The 15911-nt window shown below is 51.8% G+C and carries 19 protein-coding genes, 1 tRNA gene and 1 pseudogene; 17 read left to right on the top strand and 4 right to left on the bottom strand.

Features of this window, described 5'->3' with window-relative positions; all coding sequences use genetic code 11:
* Position 1 precedes the first annotated feature (1 nt).
* The 15 genes and pseudogenes from moaB (at position 2) to DDY07_RS16895 (ending at position 10606) form a co-directional block, all read left to right on the top strand.
* Entirely contained in the window at positions 2 to 523 is a 522-nt protein-coding gene (gene moaB, locus DDY07_RS16960; RefSeq protein ID WP_033158580.1) for a molybdenum cofactor biosynthesis protein B, read from the top strand.
* Entirely contained in the window at positions 523 to 894 is a 372-nt protein-coding gene (locus DDY07_RS16955) for a DUF423 domain-containing protein (protein WP_171696723.1), read from the top strand. The genes moaB and DDY07_RS16955 overlap by 1 nt, the downstream gene beginning before the upstream one ends.
* The gene (locus DDY07_RS16950) at positions 895 to 1443 is read left to right on the top strand and encodes a phosphate-starvation-inducible PsiE family protein (RefSeq protein ID WP_051670349.1); all 549 of its coding nucleotides are present in this window, start codon (positions 895 to 897) and stop codon (positions 1441 to 1443) included. It begins immediately after the preceding gene.
* 3 nt (positions 1444 to 1446) lie between these two features.
* Positions 1447 to 4089 (top strand): aminopeptidase N, encoded by a 2643-nt coding sequence (pepN, locus tag DDY07_RS16945; RefSeq protein WP_171697823.1) that lies wholly within the window; start codon positions 1447 to 1449, stop codon positions 4087 to 4089.
* A 49-nt stretch (positions 4090 to 4138) separates the two neighbouring features.
* The gene (gene hisB / locus DDY07_RS16940; RefSeq protein WP_171696722.1) at positions 4139 to 4732 is read left to right on the top strand and encodes an imidazoleglycerol-phosphate dehydratase HisB; all 594 of its coding nucleotides are present in this window, start codon (positions 4139 to 4141) and stop codon (positions 4730 to 4732) included.
* Positions 4733 to 4779: 47 nt separating this feature from the next.
* Positions 4780 to 5421 (top strand): imidazole glycerol phosphate synthase subunit HisH, encoded by a 642-nt coding sequence (gene hisH, locus DDY07_RS16935; protein ID WP_171696721.1) that lies wholly within the window; start codon positions 4780 to 4782, stop codon positions 5419 to 5421.
* Positions 5422 to 5489: 68 nt separating this feature from the next.
* The gene (hisA, locus tag DDY07_RS16930) at positions 5490 to 6236 is read left to right on the top strand and encodes a 1-(5-phosphoribosyl)-5-[(5-phosphoribosylamino)methylideneamino]imidazole-4-carboxamide isomerase (protein ID WP_171696720.1); all 747 of its coding nucleotides are present in this window, start codon (positions 5490 to 5492) and stop codon (positions 6234 to 6236) included.
* 24 nt (positions 6237 to 6260) lie between these two features.
* Complete coding sequence (hisF, locus tag DDY07_RS16925; protein ID WP_171696719.1) at positions 6261 to 7034, top strand: imidazole glycerol phosphate synthase subunit HisF; 774 nt, start codon at positions 6261 to 6263, stop codon at positions 7032 to 7034.
* Complete coding sequence (gene hisI / locus DDY07_RS16920) at positions 7031 to 7417, top strand: phosphoribosyl-AMP cyclohydrolase (RefSeq protein WP_171696718.1); 387 nt, start codon at positions 7031 to 7033, stop codon at positions 7415 to 7417. Before hisF ends, hisI begins: the two co-directional genes overlap by 4 nt.
* Positions 7418 to 7427: 10 nt before the next feature.
* Positions 7428 to 7503, top strand: a tRNA-Thr gene (locus tag DDY07_RS16915).
* A 263-nt stretch (positions 7504 to 7766) separates the two neighbouring features.
* Positions 7767 to 8891, top strand: a complete 1125-nt coding sequence (locus DDY07_RS16910) for a fatty acid desaturase (RefSeq protein WP_171696717.1) — start codon at positions 7767 to 7769, stop codon at positions 8889 to 8891.
* Positions 8892 to 9043: 152 nt separating this feature from the next.
* The gene (locus DDY07_RS16905; RefSeq protein WP_171696716.1) at positions 9044 to 9229 is read left to right on the top strand and encodes a hypothetical protein; all 186 of its coding nucleotides are present in this window, start codon (positions 9044 to 9046) and stop codon (positions 9227 to 9229) included.
* Positions 9230 to 9583: 354 nt separating this feature from the next.
* Positions 9584 to 9646: pseudogene (locus DDY07_RS24490) on the top strand (zinc-ribbon domain-containing protein); the annotation flags it as partial.
* Between the two features lie 6 nt (positions 9647 to 9652).
* The gene (locus DDY07_RS16900) at positions 9653 to 10051 is read left to right on the top strand and encodes a DUF805 domain-containing protein (protein WP_253734526.1); all 399 of its coding nucleotides are present in this window, start codon (positions 9653 to 9655) and stop codon (positions 10049 to 10051) included.
* A gap of 279 nt (positions 10052 to 10330) precedes the next feature.
* Positions 10331 to 10606 carry a J domain-containing protein gene (locus DDY07_RS16895; RefSeq protein ID WP_171696714.1) on the top strand — a complete coding sequence of 92 codons (276 nt, stop codon included), beginning with the start codon at positions 10331 to 10333 and terminating at the stop codon, positions 10604 to 10606.
* Positions 10607 to 11064: 458 nt separating this feature from the next.
* Here DDY07_RS16895 and DDY07_RS16890 read toward each other — a convergent pair whose 3' ends face one another.
* Genes DDY07_RS16890 through DDY07_RS16875 form a run of 4 tightly spaced genes read right to left on the bottom strand, consistent with a single transcriptional unit; the run spans position 11065 to position 14791 of the window.
* Complete coding sequence (locus tag DDY07_RS16890) at positions 11065 to 11535, bottom strand: chromate resistance protein ChrB domain-containing protein (protein WP_171696713.1); 471 nt, start codon at positions 11533 to 11535, stop codon at positions 11065 to 11067.
* Positions 11536 to 11544: 9 nt separating this feature from the next.
* On the bottom strand, positions 11545 to 12465 hold the full coding sequence (locus DDY07_RS16885) for a DUF1259 domain-containing protein (protein WP_171696712.1): 921 nt from the start codon (positions 12463 to 12465) through the stop codon (positions 11545 to 11547).
* On the bottom strand, positions 12462 to 13853 hold the full coding sequence (chrA, locus tag DDY07_RS16880) for a chromate efflux transporter (RefSeq protein ID WP_171696711.1): 1392 nt from the start codon (positions 13851 to 13853) through the stop codon (positions 12462 to 12464). Before chrA ends, DDY07_RS16885 begins: the two co-directional genes overlap by 4 nt.
* Positions 13850 to 14791 (bottom strand): chromate resistance protein ChrB domain-containing protein, encoded by a 942-nt coding sequence (locus tag DDY07_RS16875; RefSeq protein WP_171696710.1) that lies wholly within the window; start codon positions 14789 to 14791, stop codon positions 13850 to 13852. The genes chrA and DDY07_RS16875 overlap by 4 nt, the downstream gene beginning before the upstream one ends.
* A 225-nt stretch (positions 14792 to 15016) precedes the next feature.
* On the opposite strand from DDY07_RS16875, the gene DDY07_RS16870 reads away from it, so the two are divergent.
* Together DDY07_RS16870 and cas6e are read left to right on the top strand one after the other, a co-directional pair.
* A complete protein-coding gene (locus tag DDY07_RS16870) occupies positions 15017 to 15169 on the top strand; it encodes a hypothetical protein (RefSeq protein ID WP_171696709.1) in 153 nt (50 codons plus the stop codon).
* A 356-nt stretch (positions 15170 to 15525) separates the two neighbouring features.
* On the top strand, positions 15526 to 15903 hold the full coding sequence (cas6e, locus tag DDY07_RS16865; protein ID WP_253734524.1) for a type I-E CRISPR-associated protein Cas6/Cse3/CasE: 378 nt from the start codon (positions 15526 to 15528) through the stop codon (positions 15901 to 15903).
* The last annotated feature ends 8 nt before the right edge of the window (positions 15904 to 15911 follow it).

Here is a 15911-nt window from a genome sequence, read left to right as displayed (position 1 = left end):
TGTGAGCCAAGCCCGAGAGTTTATTCCGATTAATATCGCCGTATTGACTGTCTCCGATACTCGTACCGAACTGGACGACGTATCCGGGCAAACCTTGGTCACCGGTTTGACTGCGGCCGGGCATAACTTGATCGACAAAAAAATCGTTCCCGATGATATTTACCAAATCCGCGCCGCCGTCAGTCAATGGATCGCCGATCCGCAGGTCAATGCGGTTATCACCACCGGCGGCACCGGCGTGACGGGCCGCGACGGTACGCCGGAAGCGATTCAACCGCTGTTGGATAAAGTATTGGATGGCTTTGGCGAAGTGTTTCGGACGATTTCCTACCAGGACATCAAAAGCTCGACGATGCAATCGCGGGCTATCGCCGGCGTGGCCAACGCCACTTATATTTTCTGCGTGCCCGGTTCGTCCGGTGCTTGCCGGACTGCCTGGGATTCCTTAATCAAGGAACAATTGGATTACCGCACCCGGCCGTGTAATCTGGTGCAACTGATGCCGCGCCTGCTGGAGAAATAATGCGTCCGCCTTTTTTGTTTCTGGCCGCGGTTGGCGGTTTTATCGGCGTAGCGATGGGCGCGTTCGGTGCGCACGGCTTGAAGCATTTATTATCCGAGCATCTGCTGGATGTTTACAAAACCGCGGTAAGCTACCAGATGTGGCATGTGTTGGTTCTGGCTTTGATCGCAGTGTTACCGGAACATAAATTGCTGCGCTGGGCCGGCTGGTGTTTGGTGGCGGGCATTGTGCTGTTTTCCGGCAGTCTATACTTACTGGCGATATTGAATATCGGTTGGCTGGGTATGATCACGCCGTTGGGCGGCCTGGCTTTTTTAGCCGCATGGGCCTTGTTGGCTTATTTGGCTTGGCAGAAAAACCAGGAGTTGTAGATGGACAGTAAACCGCCCGTTCGACCTTCCGTGCCGCCACCGGCATCTTCCCGGCCCAGCGCTAACCGCAATTTGCGCGAGGAAGGCCACGAAGTAAAAGTACCGCCGATTCCGGAAGATGCCATGCTCAAAGTCCTGCACGCGGTCATTCATTTCGCGGTCAGAATATTGGCGGTGCTGATGGTGTTGGTGATTTTGTGGGGCGTGGCTGATGTGGGCTATGTGATGTATCAGCGTGTGGTCGCAGCGCCGTTTTTGATGCTGACGGTGTCCGACATACTGGTGATTTTTGGTTCGTTCATGGCGGTGTTGATCGCGATAGAGATATTTATCAACATCACGCTGTACATCAAACACGATACGCTACCGATTAAAATGGTCATAGCCACGGCTTTGATGGCCGTGGCCCGAAAAGTCATCATGCTGGATTTCAAGGATTTGGATCCGGCTTATATTACGGCTATCGCTGCGGTCATCGTGGCGCTGGGTCTTACTTACTGGCTGATTTCTTATAAACCGCCACAACCTGTCAAACAAGACGAGCGATAAATGATGCGCGATGCAAGCCCGCAAACGGTTTTCCTGAAAGACTATACCCCGCCCGAGTATCTGATCGAGCAGATTGAACTGAATTTCGACTTGGACGAGCAACACACTCAGGTCCGCTCAACCTTGAATTTACGCCGCAATCCGCAAAGCCAAGACAGCAGTACCGCATTAACCTTGCTCGGCGAGGAATTGCAGTTGGTGAGTATCGCGATAGACGGCCAGGCTCTGGAGCAAAACCAGTATGCACTGGGCGAGGAAGCCTTGGTCGTGCATGAAGTGCCGCAGGATAGGCCGTTTCAAATCGTCATCGAAAATGTCATCAATCCCCAAGCCAATACCGCGCTGGAAGGGTTGTACTTGTCCAGCAGCATGCTGTGTACGCAATGCGAGGCGCAGGGTTTTCGGAAAATCACCTGGTTTTTGGACCGGCCGGATGTGATGAGCCGTTTTAAAACCACGTTGACTGGCGATAAGAGCAAATATCCGGTCTTGCTGTCCAACGGAAATAAAACCGGCAGCGGTGATTTGGAAAACAACCGGCATTGGGTGAGTTGGGAAGATCCCTTCGCCAAGCCTTGCTATTTGTTTGCGCTGGTGGCAGGACAACTGGAGTGCGTGGCTGACGAGTTCATCACGATGAGCGGTCGCCGTATCGCGTTGGAGATATTCGTCGAGCAGCATAACGTCGACAAATGCGCGCACGCCATGCAGTCTTTAAAAAACGCCATGCGTTGGGATGAAGAAACTTACGGTTTGGAATACGACCTGGATTTGTACATGATCGTCGCGGTCGACCATTTCAATATGGGCGCGATGGAAAACAAAGGCTTGAACGTATTCAACACCAAATTCGTGCTGGCCCGGCCCGACACCGCCACCGACAGCGATTACGAACACATCGAAGGCGTAATCGGCCACGAGTATTTTCACAACTGGTCCGGGAACCGGGTGACTTGCCGCGACTGGTTTCAATTGAGTTTGAAAGAAGGTTTTACCGTATTTCGCGACCAGCAATTCAGCGGTGATCGGACTTCGCCGGCCGTAAAACGCATAGAAGATGTCAACGCCTTGCGCACGCGGCAGTTTGCCGAAGATGCCGGCCCGTTGGCGCATCCGATTCGTCCGGAAGCCTATATCGAAATCAACAATTTCTACACGCTAACCGTCTATGAAAAAGGCGCGGAAGTAGTGCGGATGCTGCACACCTTGCTGGGCGCGGCTGGTTTCAGAAAAGGCTGTGATTTATATTTTCAACGCCATGACGGCCAGGCGGTGACTTGCGAGGATTTTGTCAAGGCGCTGGAAGACGCCAACGGCGTGGAGTTGAAGCAGTTTCGACTTTGGTATTCGCAAGCCGGTACGCCGGTGTTGATGGTGAGCCAGCAATACGATTCCAAATCTCAACAACTGCATTTGACCATTCAACAAAATTGTCCGCCTACGCCTAATCAACCGGTGAAAGCGCCGCTACATATCCCGGTGAAGCTGGGTTTGCTGGCTGCCGACGGTTCGGCTGCGCAGATTCATTACAACGATTCCAGTCAGGCGGAAATCACGTTGAATGTCACCGAAGCTGAGCAAACCTTTAGCTTTGCTCAGCTGCCGCAGCCGCCGGTTGTGTCGCTGCTAAGAGGTTTTTCGGCGCCGGTCACGCTAAAAATGGAGCGTAGCCTGGACGAATTGGCGTTTCTGCTGCGGCACGACAGCGATACCTTTAACCGCTGGGAAGCGGGACAGCAACTGGCTGTGCAGGTGATTTTCAAGTTGATCGACGCGATTGAGTTGGGCCGGCCTTTGCAGTTGGAGCCGGTTATTGTCGATGCCTATCGCAGCGTGTTGACCGATAGCGGCGGTGATTTGTCTTATCAAGCGCTGTTGTTGGCGCTGCCGGAAGAAAGTTATTTGTCCGGGCAGATGGCTGTTATTGATGTTGAAGCCATTCATCAAGCCCGCGAATTTGTGAAAAAAACTCTGGCCGAGCAATTGCAAACCGAGTTTAAGCAACTGTATGTGCAACATCACCGCGACGAATCCGGTAGTTTCGATGCCGGAGCGGTGGGGCGGCGGCGCTTGAAAAATGCCTGTTTGAGTTATTTGAGCAAGCTGGAAAATGCGGACGTTTATCATATTGCCGAGCAGCAATTTTACAGCGCCCGGAATATGACCGATCAGTTGGCGGCGTTGTCGGCTATCGTCAACAGTAACCATCCGGCCAAGGCCAGAAGTCTGGATAGTTTTTACGTACAATGGCGGCAAGAAGCGCTGGTCATCGACAAATGGTTTACCTTGCAAGCTACAAGCAGCATGCCCAACACCTTTGCCACCGTGCAGGCCTTGATGAAACATCCGGCTTTTGATATGAAAACGCCCAACCGCGTGCGCTCATTGATTGGCGCCTTCAGCCAGGCCAATCCACTGCATTTCCATGCCATTAACGGCGAGGGCTACCGCTTCCTGGCCGACCAAGTGTTGGCGCTAAATACCCTCAATCCGCAAATCGCCTCGCGGATGGTAACCGGATTGGCGCAATGGCGGCGTTATGACGCAGCCCGGCAGGGCTTGATGAAACAGCAATTACAGCGTATCGTCGCTACCGAGCATCTGTCCAAGGATGTCTATGAGATCGCCAGCAAGAGTTTGGCGTAGTTGTCACAATCACGTAAACTAGCGCCGAAATAAGCCATCCGCATCAAGCATGAACCCACGCACCGCCCAGGTTGAGCGCAATACGCTCGAAACCCAGATCAAAGTTTCCATTAATCTCGACGGTAACGGCTCGGCTTCGTTTACCACCGGTTTGCCGTTTTTGGACCACATGCTGGATCAGATAGCCCGGCACGGCTTGATAGACATAGAGGTTGTCTCGCACGGCGACCTGCACATTGATGCCCATCACAGCGTGGAAGACATCGGCATTACGCTCGGTCAAGCCTTTGCCAAAGCACTGGGCGATAAAAAAGGCATTTACCGTTACGGCCACGCTTATTGCCCGCTGGATGAATCGTTATCGCGGGTGGTGGTAGATTTCTCCGGCCGTCCGGGCTTGTTCTATCAAGTGGAATTCAAACGCGCGTTCATCGGTAATTTCGACGTGGATTTGTTTAAAGAGTTTTTTCAAGGTTTTGTGAATCATGCCGGCGTGACCTTGCATATCGATAATATCAAGGGCGGCAATCCGCATCATATTGCCGAAACCGTATTCAAGGCATTCGGCCGGGCCGTCAGGATGGCGATCAGCCATGACGAGCGGATGGCCGGTATCATGCCTTCCACTAAAGGCAGTCTATAATTCCCCCATTTTTCGCCTAGAAACCCCGACCTTGTATCTCTAGTTTTATGTCATCAGTAGCCGTTATCGATTACGGAATGGGAAATCTGCATTCCATTGCCAAAGCGCTTCAACATGCCGATAGCCGGGTAAACGTACAAATAACGGCTGATGCCGCAGTGATTCGCTCGGCGGATCGCGTGGTGTTTCCAGGCGTCGGCGCGATACGCGATTGTATGCAAGCCTTGAACGAGAGTGGTTTGGCGGATGTGATCCGTGAAGTAGCGCAAAGCAAGCCTTTTCTGGGCATCTGCCTGGGGATGCAGGCCTTGCTAACCGACAGCGAGGAAAACGATGGCATCGCTTGTCTGAATATATTCCCCGGTCATGCCCGCCGTTTTGCCGATCACATGTTGGATGCCGAGGGTAATGTTTTGAAAATCCCGCATATGGGCTGGAATCAGGTTAAGCAAAACCCGCATCCGCTCTGGCACGACATCCCGGACCATAGCCGCTTTTATTTCGTACACAGCTATTATGCAGCGCCGGACGATGTGCGCCACAGCGCTGCGACGGCCGATTATCCGCAAGCCTTTACCTGCGCACTGGCAAAAGACAATATGTTTGCCGTGCAATTTCATCCCGAAAAAAGCCAGACTGTCGGATTGCAGCTATTGCAAAACTTCCTGGCGTGGGATGGAACCGCGTAACTCCCCAACCCTTAGATGTTGGCTTTACTAACCTTTAGATTTAGTGTTTTAACTGTCGAGATTTAAATATGTTGCTGATACCCGCAATTGACTTGAAGGAAGGAAAATGTGTCCGTTTGCGCCAGGGTCGTATGGAAGACGATACCGTATTCTCCGACGATCCGGTGGCTGTGGCCGGGCGCTGGGTTGAAGCAGGGGCAAAACGATTGCACCTAGTCGATTTAGACGGCGCCTTCGCCGGTAAACCGAAAAATGCCCAGGTTATTAACGAGATTGTTCAGGCTTATCCCGATGTGCCGGTGCAAATCGGCGGCGGTATCCGCGATGAAGACACCATCCAGGCGTATCTGGAAGCCGGTGTGCAGTATGTGATTATCGGCACCAAGGCCGTCAGCGAACCGCATTTCGTGCGCGACGTATCGATTGAGTTTCCCGGTCATATCATCATTGGCCTGGACGCCAGAGACGGTAAGGTAGCGATCGATGGCTGGTCGAAACTGTCCCGCCACGACGTGATTGACCTGGCGCAAAAATTTGAGTCCAACGGCGTTGCCGCCATTATCTACACCGATATTTCCCGCGACGGCATGATGCAAGGCGTCAATGTCGAAGCCACTGCAAAATTGGCGCGCTCGGTGCACATCCCGGTCATTGCCTCCGGTGGCATTACTAATTTGGACGACATTCGCGCGTTGGGTGAAGTAGCCCACGAAGGCATCATGGGAGCCATCACCGGCCGGGCCATCTACGAAGGTACGCTGGATTTTGCCGAAGGCGAAAAGCTCGCCGAGTCTTTCGGTGGAGCCGATGTCTGAGCTAATGCTGCTAAATCGTAAACCATGAGCCTAGCCAAACGTATTATTCCCTGCCTGGATGTCGATAACGGCCGCGTCGTGAAAGGCGTAAAATTTGTCGACATCCGCGATGCCGGCGACCCGGTGGAAATCGCCCGTCGCTACGACCGAGAGGGCGCCGACGAGATCACCTTCCTGGACATCACCGCCACCCACGACAACCGCGACACCATCGTCCATGTCGTCGAACAAGTGGCCAGCGAAGTATTCATTCCGCTGACTGTCGGCGGCGGCATCCGGGTGTTGGAAGACATCCGCCGCATGCTCAACGCCGGCGCGGACAAAGTGGGCATCAACAGCGCTGCGGTATTTCGCCCGGAGTTTGTTAAGGAAGCGGCTGAAAAGTTTGGTTCGCAATGTATTGTGGTGGCTATCGACGCCAAAAAAGTCAGTCAGGAAGGCGAGGAAAACCGTTGGGAGATATTTACCCACGGCGGCCGTAAACCGACCGGTATCAATGCCGTCGAATGGGCTGCCAGAATGAAAGACTACGGGGCGGGTGAAATTTTATTGACCAGCATGGACCGCGACGGCACCAAATCCGGCTTCGACTTGGCTTTGACCCGTGCGATCAGCGAAGCGGTCAGCATCCCGGTCATCGCTTCCGGCGGTGTCGGCAATCTGGACCATCTAGCCGACGGCATTACCCAAGGTAAAGCCGATGCGGTCTTGGCCGCCAGCATTTTCCATTTTGCCGAATATACGATAGAACAGGCCAAAAAACACATGCAAGCCAGAGGTATAGAGGTACGACTGTGAGTGAAAGCTGGTTGGAGGAAATCCAATGGACCGCAGACGGCTTGGTGCCGGTCATCGCCCAACTGCATGACAGCGGCCGCGTGGTGATGTTTGCCTGGATGAATCGCGAGTCACTGGCCTTAACGGTCGCCGAAGGTTATGCGGTATATTGGTCCCGCTCCCGCAACCGCTTGTGGCGCAAGGGCGAGGAGTCCGGGCATAGGCAAAAAGTCATCGATATGCAATTGGATTGCGATGCTGATGTAATATTGCTTAAAATTGAACAGGAAGGCGGCATCGCCTGCCACACCGGTCGGGAAAGCTGTTTTTACCGCAGCCTGAAAGATGGTGCATGGCAAGCCACCGAGCCGGTACTGAAAGACCCCAAAGCCATCTACAAATAGACAATCACACGCCGGCATAGCTCAGCAGGTAGAGCAGCGCACTCGTAACGCGAAGGTCGTAGGTTCGATTCCTATTGCCGGCACCATTTAAATCAACACTCTATCCTTTTTAGACATTTGCAAAAGTTGCTTCGTTATACTCGCGCGCGGGATGTCGGGGAGTTTGATAGCGCGTGCAAAGATGCGGATAGTCTATAGACTTATACCGTTTTGGCCGGCCAGTTTTGGTTAGTTCCGACCCTATAGGCCGCAACCGCTAATTTTAAGCGCCGTCCGGACGCTTTAAATCCTGACTTTTTATCCGAAGGTATTCAAATCCTTTCCTTGCACTTTACAGAGACAACACATTTTGAGTTTAAATAGTTACCAGTCGGTTGATCGCGAACAATTAGCCAAAGACATCAGCCAAATTCATAAACAAGCGTTAGCCGATATTGGTCCTGCCGATTTCGAACATTTAAAAAAAGTCGAGCGCTGGGGCAAGGTTTGTTCTCTCGTGGGTTACGCGACCGCCTGGATTCTTCCCAACCCGGTTTCCGCGTTGTTGATCAGTCAGGGCAGTTTTTCCCGCTGGACCGGGGTAGGTCATCCCATCGTGCATAAAGCCTTCGATAAAATGCGGGATGTGGACAAAAACTACACCAGCAAGAAGTTTGCAAAGGGTTGGCGGCGGTTTTTGGATTGGCCGGATTGGATGACCCCGGCCGGCTGGCATCACGAACACGATTTATTGCATCATTACAACCTGGGTGAGGAGACCGATCCCAACAATGCCCAGCACAATATGGAATGGCTACGGCAATCCACGCTGCCGATGTGGCAACGCTATGCCATCGTGGCTTTGTTTTCCGGTATCTGGAAAATCATTTATTACACCCCGCGCACGCATAAAGAATTGGTTTTAAATGCCGCCCGCCTGCAAGGTAAACCCAAGCCCGAGACCACACGTATCGGTGCCTGGAGCCTGTTTACCCCGCAAGGTAAGGCGCTATGGCTGCAAAGCGTATTGCCTTATAGCGCGTATCGTTTTGTATTAATACCGCTGCTATTCTTACCGCTGGGCGGGTTTGCCGCTGTCAGCGTATTGATCAATTCGATTCTGGCTGAAATTTTCACCAATATGCATAGCTTTCTGGTGATGATCCCCAATCATGCCGGCGACGACGTGATGATGTTCGATGAAAAATCGCATAGTAAAGGCGAGTTTTATCTGCGGCAGATTTTGGGTTCGGTCAATTATCCAACCGGGTCTAATTTCAATGACTTTTTCTACGGTTGGTTGAATTATCAAATTGAGCACCATTTATGGCCGGATTTGCCGCTAAGCCAATACCAAAAATTGCAGCCGCAAGTGAAAGCGCTGTGCGAGAAACATAATATTCCTTACTGCCAGGAATCGGTATTTAAGCGCATGCTGAAAGCCGCGGATATTATGGTAGGCAAAACCTCAATGCTGAAGCCGGCGGCTGTTTAATACATCCAGCGCGAGTTGTTTAAATAACCCACTGAATCAAACTTTATGTTTTAGGCGAAGAGCCTATGCGATTCTGGGTGACTGGCGATGCGCGCTAATTTATGTCAATGCAGTTAATCTGCCCACAAACGAGTGTAATCAACGAAAATACTATGAGCGACATCAGAGATACCAAGCCCGAACCCATCGCAGCAAAACCAAACTGGAATTACGACTCGTACTTTCTAGCCCAGCTTGAACGGATCAATCAGCAGACCGCTATTAAGAAGCCGAAAAAGCGCGTTGTCGATGCCGCCCCGAAAGACGACAACGACACTGTGGACGAGCAGAATAAATAGTTAACCCGGGTAAACCGTGCAACCCGGTTTAGTCGTGTTACGCCGCCTTTTGGCGGAGGACTGCCAGCGATTTTGTGGTAAACGCATTCAGGCAAGGTTTCACCTGCTTTTTCTGAGTCTTACCGTGTCGTGGAAAATGGCGATAAACCTGGTGAGGCGGTGCGTTCGCTATTTGTCGGGATTGCTTTATTTGCTGGCGTGCATTGCAAGCATGGTCACTGGTCAGCATTGCAAAGTGTTTGATCCCTATCGTCAAAGCCGCTAAACGAAACTAAATGAAAAATGTGCGAACGGGCTACACATTTTTCCATATCGCAGTAATATCGTCACTTAAAGAGTCTGTCGGAGCGCACAATGTACTGCCCAAACTGTGGAAAACAAAATCCGGACAATGCAAATTTCTGCCTTGAGTGTGGCGCAGCCATGCAAGCGAATAGCGGCTATCGCGGGCCAATGGCTAACGGACGGGGTATGACGTTTACCGAATCGGTGTCCGGCTGTTTTGCAAAGGCATTTGTTTTTACAGGTAGAGCATCACGCGCTGAATACTGGTGGTTTGCGCTTTTCACGTTATTGGTATCGATGATGGCGGGAATCATCGATCAATCGTCCTACGGCGAGCCGGCAACCGTTACGGCGATCACCAATTTGGTAATTCTATTTCCGTCGCTGGCTGTTAATATCCGCCGATTACACGATACCGGGCATAGCGGCTGGTGGTATCTGATTATTCTGACCATCATCGGCATCATTCCGTATTTCATCTGGATGGTGTCAAAAGGCGATGACCGAGCAAACGAGTATGGGGCGCCACCTGTTTAACCCCCTTCATTTTAAATTTCGTCGATCAGTCAATTAGCCGGGATGATGATCAATATTGTTTTGTCCGCATCGCTAATATTGAACATTATTTTGGTCGCGCTGCTGGTCTTCAAGGCCCGAAAAGTTCGACGCAAACATCAAAATCAAAAGCAGCCCACCCTTAGAACGCCTACCAATGTAAGGACAATTTCCTGTCCATCCTGTGCGCAACACATTAAATTTACGTTACCCATCGAAGGCAACAAAGCGCGATGCCGAAAGTGCCACGCACAATTCAAATTGGATATCGACGAACATCGCAATGTGTATATAACCGAAATAAAACTGCCTGAAGACGATCAACACATCAAATCGTTAGCGGATTGTTATTTAATTCTCGGTCTAACTGCCGATGCCATACCGATAGACATCAAAGCAGCATACAAAAAGAAAATTTCCGAATACCACCCGGACCGAGTCGGCGTGTTTGGCGAAAAAATCAAACAACTCGCCGAGGAAGAAACCCGGCAAATCAACGCCGCCTACGCCATGCTGCAAGAGCAGGGCATGGTGTGACATCGCCAAGTTGGTTTTAGGATGATTGGCGCTGACAACGGCTAAACGATTTTAACCGGCCATCGATTTTTAACCTTGGCGTGTAATCATCACCAGTGGCGTAGCACTTAACAAACGCCGAACTCTTGCTGTGCCGGGTCGATTCAGCATTGATGAATACCTGCAAACGACTACACTACCTGGCGGCGTAGCATATCTGTCGGATATGGGTTTCAATCAAATCAAGGACTGAGCGTGACAGCACCGTATTTCCAATATTGGGGTAAAGCCAAACCGGAAACCGATGACGGCCTGGCTTACCATTGTGTGGATGTGGTGGTGGAGTGGAAATTGTTTAAGTTACTGACCGGCAACGATGGTTCACTGAAGTTGCGTATTTCGACCCAATGCAGTCAAATCATAACGAAAAAAAATCTGACTGCTGCGAAATTCAAAGCTGACCTTGCTAACTGTTTTTCTTATGGCTTGCTAGTAAGCGTCAATTCGGGCGGCCAATTGTGCGTTTCAGCTTGGCAATGTTGGCACCAAGCGAATAGCGCATCGTACATGACCATTCCATGTGCAAGCATTTCCAGATCATCTTTAAAAACGTGTGATAGCCCCAAAGAGATGGCATACAAACCCGAAGATTGCGGTGTCAAATCCAATTTCGATGTATCAGCCCCACGTACAATGGCCGCTAATTGTTTTAAGGCCGGATCGTCGAGCTGATAGTGGTTCAAAAAGGCATCGAAACTGCATAACTCATCGACATGACTGAGTTCCGCACCAGGAATGTCATAAGGAATGGCACCTGTTTCTTCGGCGATTTGGAAAACCTGATCACCAAGCACATAGAGAAATTCCGCCTCGGCATCGATAAATCGGGCAATCAGCCAGGGACAAGCGATGCGGTCAATTTTGGGCCGTTCACGGGTAATCCACTTCATGACGATGCCTCAGTTTTTGGCTTGTAATTCCAAAGCGGTTTTAAAGGCTTTCGCCAAATCGTTGGCTCGGCCTTCGCCCCAATAGTGCAGGAAGACGATTCTGGGCGATTCACCCACCATGTGATTATGGATCGTGGTAATGGCAATGCCAGAACCCCGCAATGACTTCAAGACGCCTTGCAGTTCGGCTTCCAACACAGCGAAGTCGCCTTCAACAATCGCTTTGTCGTCACTGCCCGCGAATACCGCCCAGGTGTTGACGCCCATGGTTTTGCCGACGCTATGCCCATCCATTTGTGTGGTGCGGCCTATCGTTACCTTATAAACTTCTCCGGCCTTTTCGAGCGGGACGCCAAGGATTTGTTCGAGTGGTTTGGGATCGAGCGAGGTTTTGGCGGCATCGAATGCTTTGGGCTTGCTTTTCGGTTTAGTGCTACTGGTTTCCTGAATTTTGGTAAAGACTTTGCCAATGCCGATTGCCAAGGCATCGACATCGCCCATACCGCCGATGTGCATGAACATCACTTTGGGCGTATCCCACAGAAAATGGTTATGTAAGGCCGTTACTTCGATGCCATTGTCCAGTGCGGTACTCATCACCGGATTGATCTGGTCTTCCGCCAACACCATGTCGCCCATGACCATGGTTTTATCGCCTGTCGGCGTAAAGCTGGCCCATGATGTGAAACCGGTGGCGGCCGTCATTTTGACTCCGGCTACGCTGACAGCGAGATCGCTACGCGGCACAGCCACTCGAAACACATTTTCGGCGCTATCCAGTTTGCCTTTGGCGCCGGTGAGTAGTTCGATTTTAGCGGTATCCAACGATACGGCTACCGCATGTTGACTGGACTCCTGAGCGACAGCGTTTCCCACCAGTAGAGGTGCCATGAGCAACGGTAAAACGGAAAATTGATGTAAGCGTTTCATAAAACGACTCCTTGCTGGGCAAGCCAGATTTTGACGAAATGGAACAATAAGCCCGTGATGCCGCAGGCCATAATCACGGGAATGACATTCACCTTGTAACGGAACAGTGCCCAGAATGCACATAGACTGATGAGTGCCGAAAACGCATCAAAAACTCCTGAGAATCCTTGTGGCCAGAATACGTGCCAGGCAAAAAAAACCGCCAGATTCAGGATGACGCCGACCACGGCAGCGGTAATGCCGGTCAACGGCGCGGTGAATTTCAGGTTGCCGTGGGTCGATTCCACGATCGGACCACCGGCCAGGATGAACAAAAAACTGGGCAGGAAGGTGAAGTAGGTCACCACGGTTGCCGCCACCGCACCCGCCAGCAGCAAGTGCTCGTCGCCGAACACTTGCTGGCTCCATCCTGCGACAAAGCCAACGAAAGTCACCACCATGATCAAAGGGCCGGGCGTGGTTTCGCCGAGCGCCAGGCCATCGATCATTTGCTGCGGCGTCAGCCAGTGGAAATGTTCGACCGCACCTTGATAGACATAAGGCAACACCGCATACGCGCCGCCAAAAGTCAGCAAGGCGGCCTTGGTGAAAAACCAGCCCATTTGCGTCAATGCGTCGTGCCAGCCGTACTCGGTACATAACCAGCCGATGACAGCACCCCATAAAATTAACCCGACGACGATTACTTTGATTAGGCCGGACCAGGAAAACAGCGCATGGGTTGGTGTCGGCGTATCGTCATCGATCAACGCCGGCCCATAACTCTGCTTGCCTGCACCATGACCGCCGCCTAGCGCAAATTTGCCCGGCAACCATTTGCCACCCACGGCTCCCAGCATGGCGGCAATCAGCACAATCAACGGAAACGGCGCATTCAGTAAGAAGATGGCTAAAAACGCCAAGGCCGCCATGGCCCACAACAGCCCATTTTTCAAAGCGCGCGAGCCAATGCGATAGGCGGCAAACAACACGATCGCCGTGACTGCGGGTTTGATGCCATACAACACACCGGCCACCGCCGTGACATGACCATACGCCAGATATAGCCAGCTCAAACCAATCAGAATCAACAGCGACGGCAACACAAACAAGCCGCCGGCGACAATACCGCCAATACTACGGTGCATTAACCAACCTATATAGGTAGCCAATTGCTGGGCTTCCGGCCCCGGCAACAACATGCAGTAATTCAAAGCATGTAGAAAACGTTGCTCAGAAATCCAGCGGCGGCGCTCCACCAATTCCTGATGCATGATGGCGATTTGTCCTGCGGGGCCGCCAAAGCTGATAAAGCCCAGTTTCAGCCAGAAGCGGAAAGCTTGCCAAAAACCAACGGGGTCAGGCCGGTTTTGTTGATTATCGGGAGACCGTTTATCTGGTTGTGTCATGAATTGTTCACTCCTTTTTCGAAGGTCACCAGCAAGCTGTCAAATACCGCGCTGGCCACCGCCAATAATTGATCGTCGTCGGCGATGGCATCGCGCAAGCCAGCCAGCACGCTTTCGATACCCACCGCTTCCGGCGGTTGTACGCCACCGACATCCAGAAAATGCACCAGGCTTCCTAAACGCTTGAGGGCCGGTGTTTCCAAGTCAAAACTGGCGAGCAGCACTTCAAACGTGACACGGCCATCGATATGACTGAAGCGCGCGCCGTCGAAATCGAAACCCATAGCGTCGTTGGGACAAGCATCGGGCGAAGGCAGCCAAAGCAGATGCGCCTGCGGGTCAATAAACCGACGAATCAACCAGGCGCAGGCTAGCCTATCCACCCAGGGACGTTGCCGAGTTGCCCAGGTTTTACCTTGAAAGTCGGCAATCGATAACGTGGCGATAGTTCCCTCGGCGGGATGGGGTTCGTCGGGCGATAACAAACGGGCGATAGCCAATTCAAGCTGACGTAAAGCCGTGTCAGTTTGTTGCTGCGCTTCGCCCGGAAAAAAGTCGATGGCAGCAAGACTGGTAAATGCTTTGCGCAGTTTGCGGACTTGTTTGAGTTGGTCTTGCGCGGAATCAATTACCAAATCAGAGCTCAACTTGGAAATATCGGCCAATAACGAAGCGTAATCTGCACTGCGGTCAAAGAGCGCAATGAAACTTTCAGATGCCGGCTCGTCGGTTTTCAACACTAAGGCTGTGCCACCCGATGCCTTGACCTCTAAGGCTAGGCTTTCGAAGGTTTCCAGGCAATCCGCTCGATCCGGCATCAAGTAGACGCCATCACGCAGCACGGCAGCGCCGGACGCTTTCAGGGATCGCCAAATGCGCATCCGGGCGGTAGCGTTCTCTGTGGGCAGGCTTGTTATCAGTAGATACCATTTTTTCATGTAAATAACTATACAGTTATGTAAGTTATATTACAAAAAATAAAATCAAGGTATCACCCACCAAAACTTAAGATGAGGCAAAGAAGATCGGCGCGGGTCAGCTTTGGGCCATTAAGCGGGCACTGGTTGATCTGATTTATTAAGGGATAAAGGTCCGCTTATGGCCGGTCGGCGACGTTGACGGGTTTCGATTGGAATGCGCTGTTGGTTTAGGCATTGGAGTCGGTGGCGGATTTCATCGGAATACTCAAGCTGCAAAACGCTAAGCTTTGTATGGTCTACAGCAAAAGGCCGCCCAAAAAGGCGGAAAAATCCGGCTTCAGCTCCGTCAATTTCACAGGGGAACTGCAAATCACCGACCCTGAAAAATTCCGTTAACTCCCTTTTGGTGGCCAGGGTTGGAACAAGGCCTTAGATTATGTCTGGCTGATGGTAATACAACCGGGTAATGGGTAGTCATTGGGGGGCAACGCTTTGTGCGGGCTTACAGAGGGATTGTCGGTGCGCACAAGCGTTTCGGAGGTGCCGACGCGCGTTCTGTGGACGCCCCCAAACGGTCTGTGCGTGCGTCCAGACCTCCCGTGAGTGCCCCAACCGTTTCGGGCGTACATCTGAGTCTCCCGTGCGTACACTAGAATGCTTCGTTGGTACGCTCGAACCTTCTATGGTTGCCCATGAAGGCTTCGTTAGTGTCGCTTTTTCCGGATTGATTTTGCTCGTACCGCGAACAAGAAATGAAACCGGCGATACGCTTTCGGTTGCGTGCCAATCCGATCAAAACTATCAAAGACAGCAGCAAAGGTACGGTCGAAAAACAGGGCAAGACCTTTACCAAAACCGTCCGTGTGCCGTTGTTGCATGAAGAGCAACAACAAGCCTGGTTGGAACGTAAGCTTCAGGATTTTGCTCTGTTGGAAACTTTGATCCTCCAACCTGAACCGGTGACGTATTTTCGCAAAGCCAAGGAAGGTCGTAGTGGCAAAATTCAAACAGTGTTGTTCGACGGTATCCTGACAGTCACTGATCCGGCGGAATTTGAAGCGCAAGTGATGCAAGGCATAGGCCCCGCCAAAGCCTTCGGCTGCGGTCTACTATCGATTGCCAGAGTGTGAGTCGACTT

The sequence above is a fragment of the Methylomonas sp. ZR1 genome (genome assembly GCF_013141865.1).
Classification (GTDB): domain Bacteria; phylum Pseudomonadota; class Gammaproteobacteria; order Methylococcales; family Methylomonadaceae; genus Methylomonas.
The sequence above is the reverse complement of the archived record's forward strand: the minus strand, read 5'-3'. Positions and strand labels throughout refer to the sequence as shown.

Coding starts and splice junctions, on each gene's coding strand:
- DDY07_RS16900 (WP_253734526.1), top strand. CDS start 9,653: ATGCAAGCGAATAGCGGCTATCGCGGGCCAATGGCTAACGGACGGGGT.
- DDY07_RS16890 (WP_171696713.1), bottom strand. CDS start 11,535: ATGAAGTGGATTACCCGTGAACGGCCCAAAATTGACCGCATCGCTTGT.
- pepN (WP_171697823.1), top strand. CDS start 1,447: ATGCGCGATGCAAGCCCGCAAACGGTTTTCCTGAAAGACTATACCCCG.
- hisA (WP_171696720.1), top strand. CDS start 5,490: ATGTTGCTGATACCCGCAATTGACTTGAAGGAAGGAAAATGTGTCCGT.
- hisH (WP_171696721.1), top strand. CDS start 4,780: ATGTCATCAGTAGCCGTTATCGATTACGGAATGGGAAATCTGCATTCC.
- chrA (WP_171696711.1), bottom strand. CDS start 13,853: ATGACACAACCAGATAAACGGTCTCCCGATAATCAACAAAACCGGCCT.
- cas6e (WP_253734524.1), top strand. CDS start 15,526: ATGAAACCGGCGATACGCTTTCGGTTGCGTGCCAATCCGATCAAAACT.
- hisF (WP_171696719.1), top strand. CDS start 6,261: ATGAGCCTAGCCAAACGTATTATTCCCTGCCTGGATGTCGATAACGGC.
- hisB (WP_171696722.1), top strand. CDS start 4,139: ATGAACCCACGCACCGCCCAGGTTGAGCGCAATACGCTCGAAACCCAG.
- DDY07_RS16950 (WP_051670349.1), top strand. CDS start 895: ATGGACAGTAAACCGCCCGTTCGACCTTCCGTGCCGCCACCGGCATCT.
- DDY07_RS16955 (WP_171696723.1), top strand. CDS start 523: ATGCGTCCGCCTTTTTTGTTTCTGGCCGCGGTTGGCGGTTTTATCGGC.
- DDY07_RS16875 (WP_171696710.1), bottom strand. CDS start 14,791: ATGAAAAAATGGTATCTACTGATAACAAGCCTGCCCACAGAGAACGCT.
- DDY07_RS16885 (WP_171696712.1), bottom strand. CDS start 12,465: ATGAAACGCTTACATCAATTTTCCGTTTTACCGTTGCTCATGGCACCT.
- DDY07_RS16905 (WP_171696716.1), top strand. CDS start 9,044: ATGAGCGACATCAGAGATACCAAGCCCGAACCCATCGCAGCAAAACCA.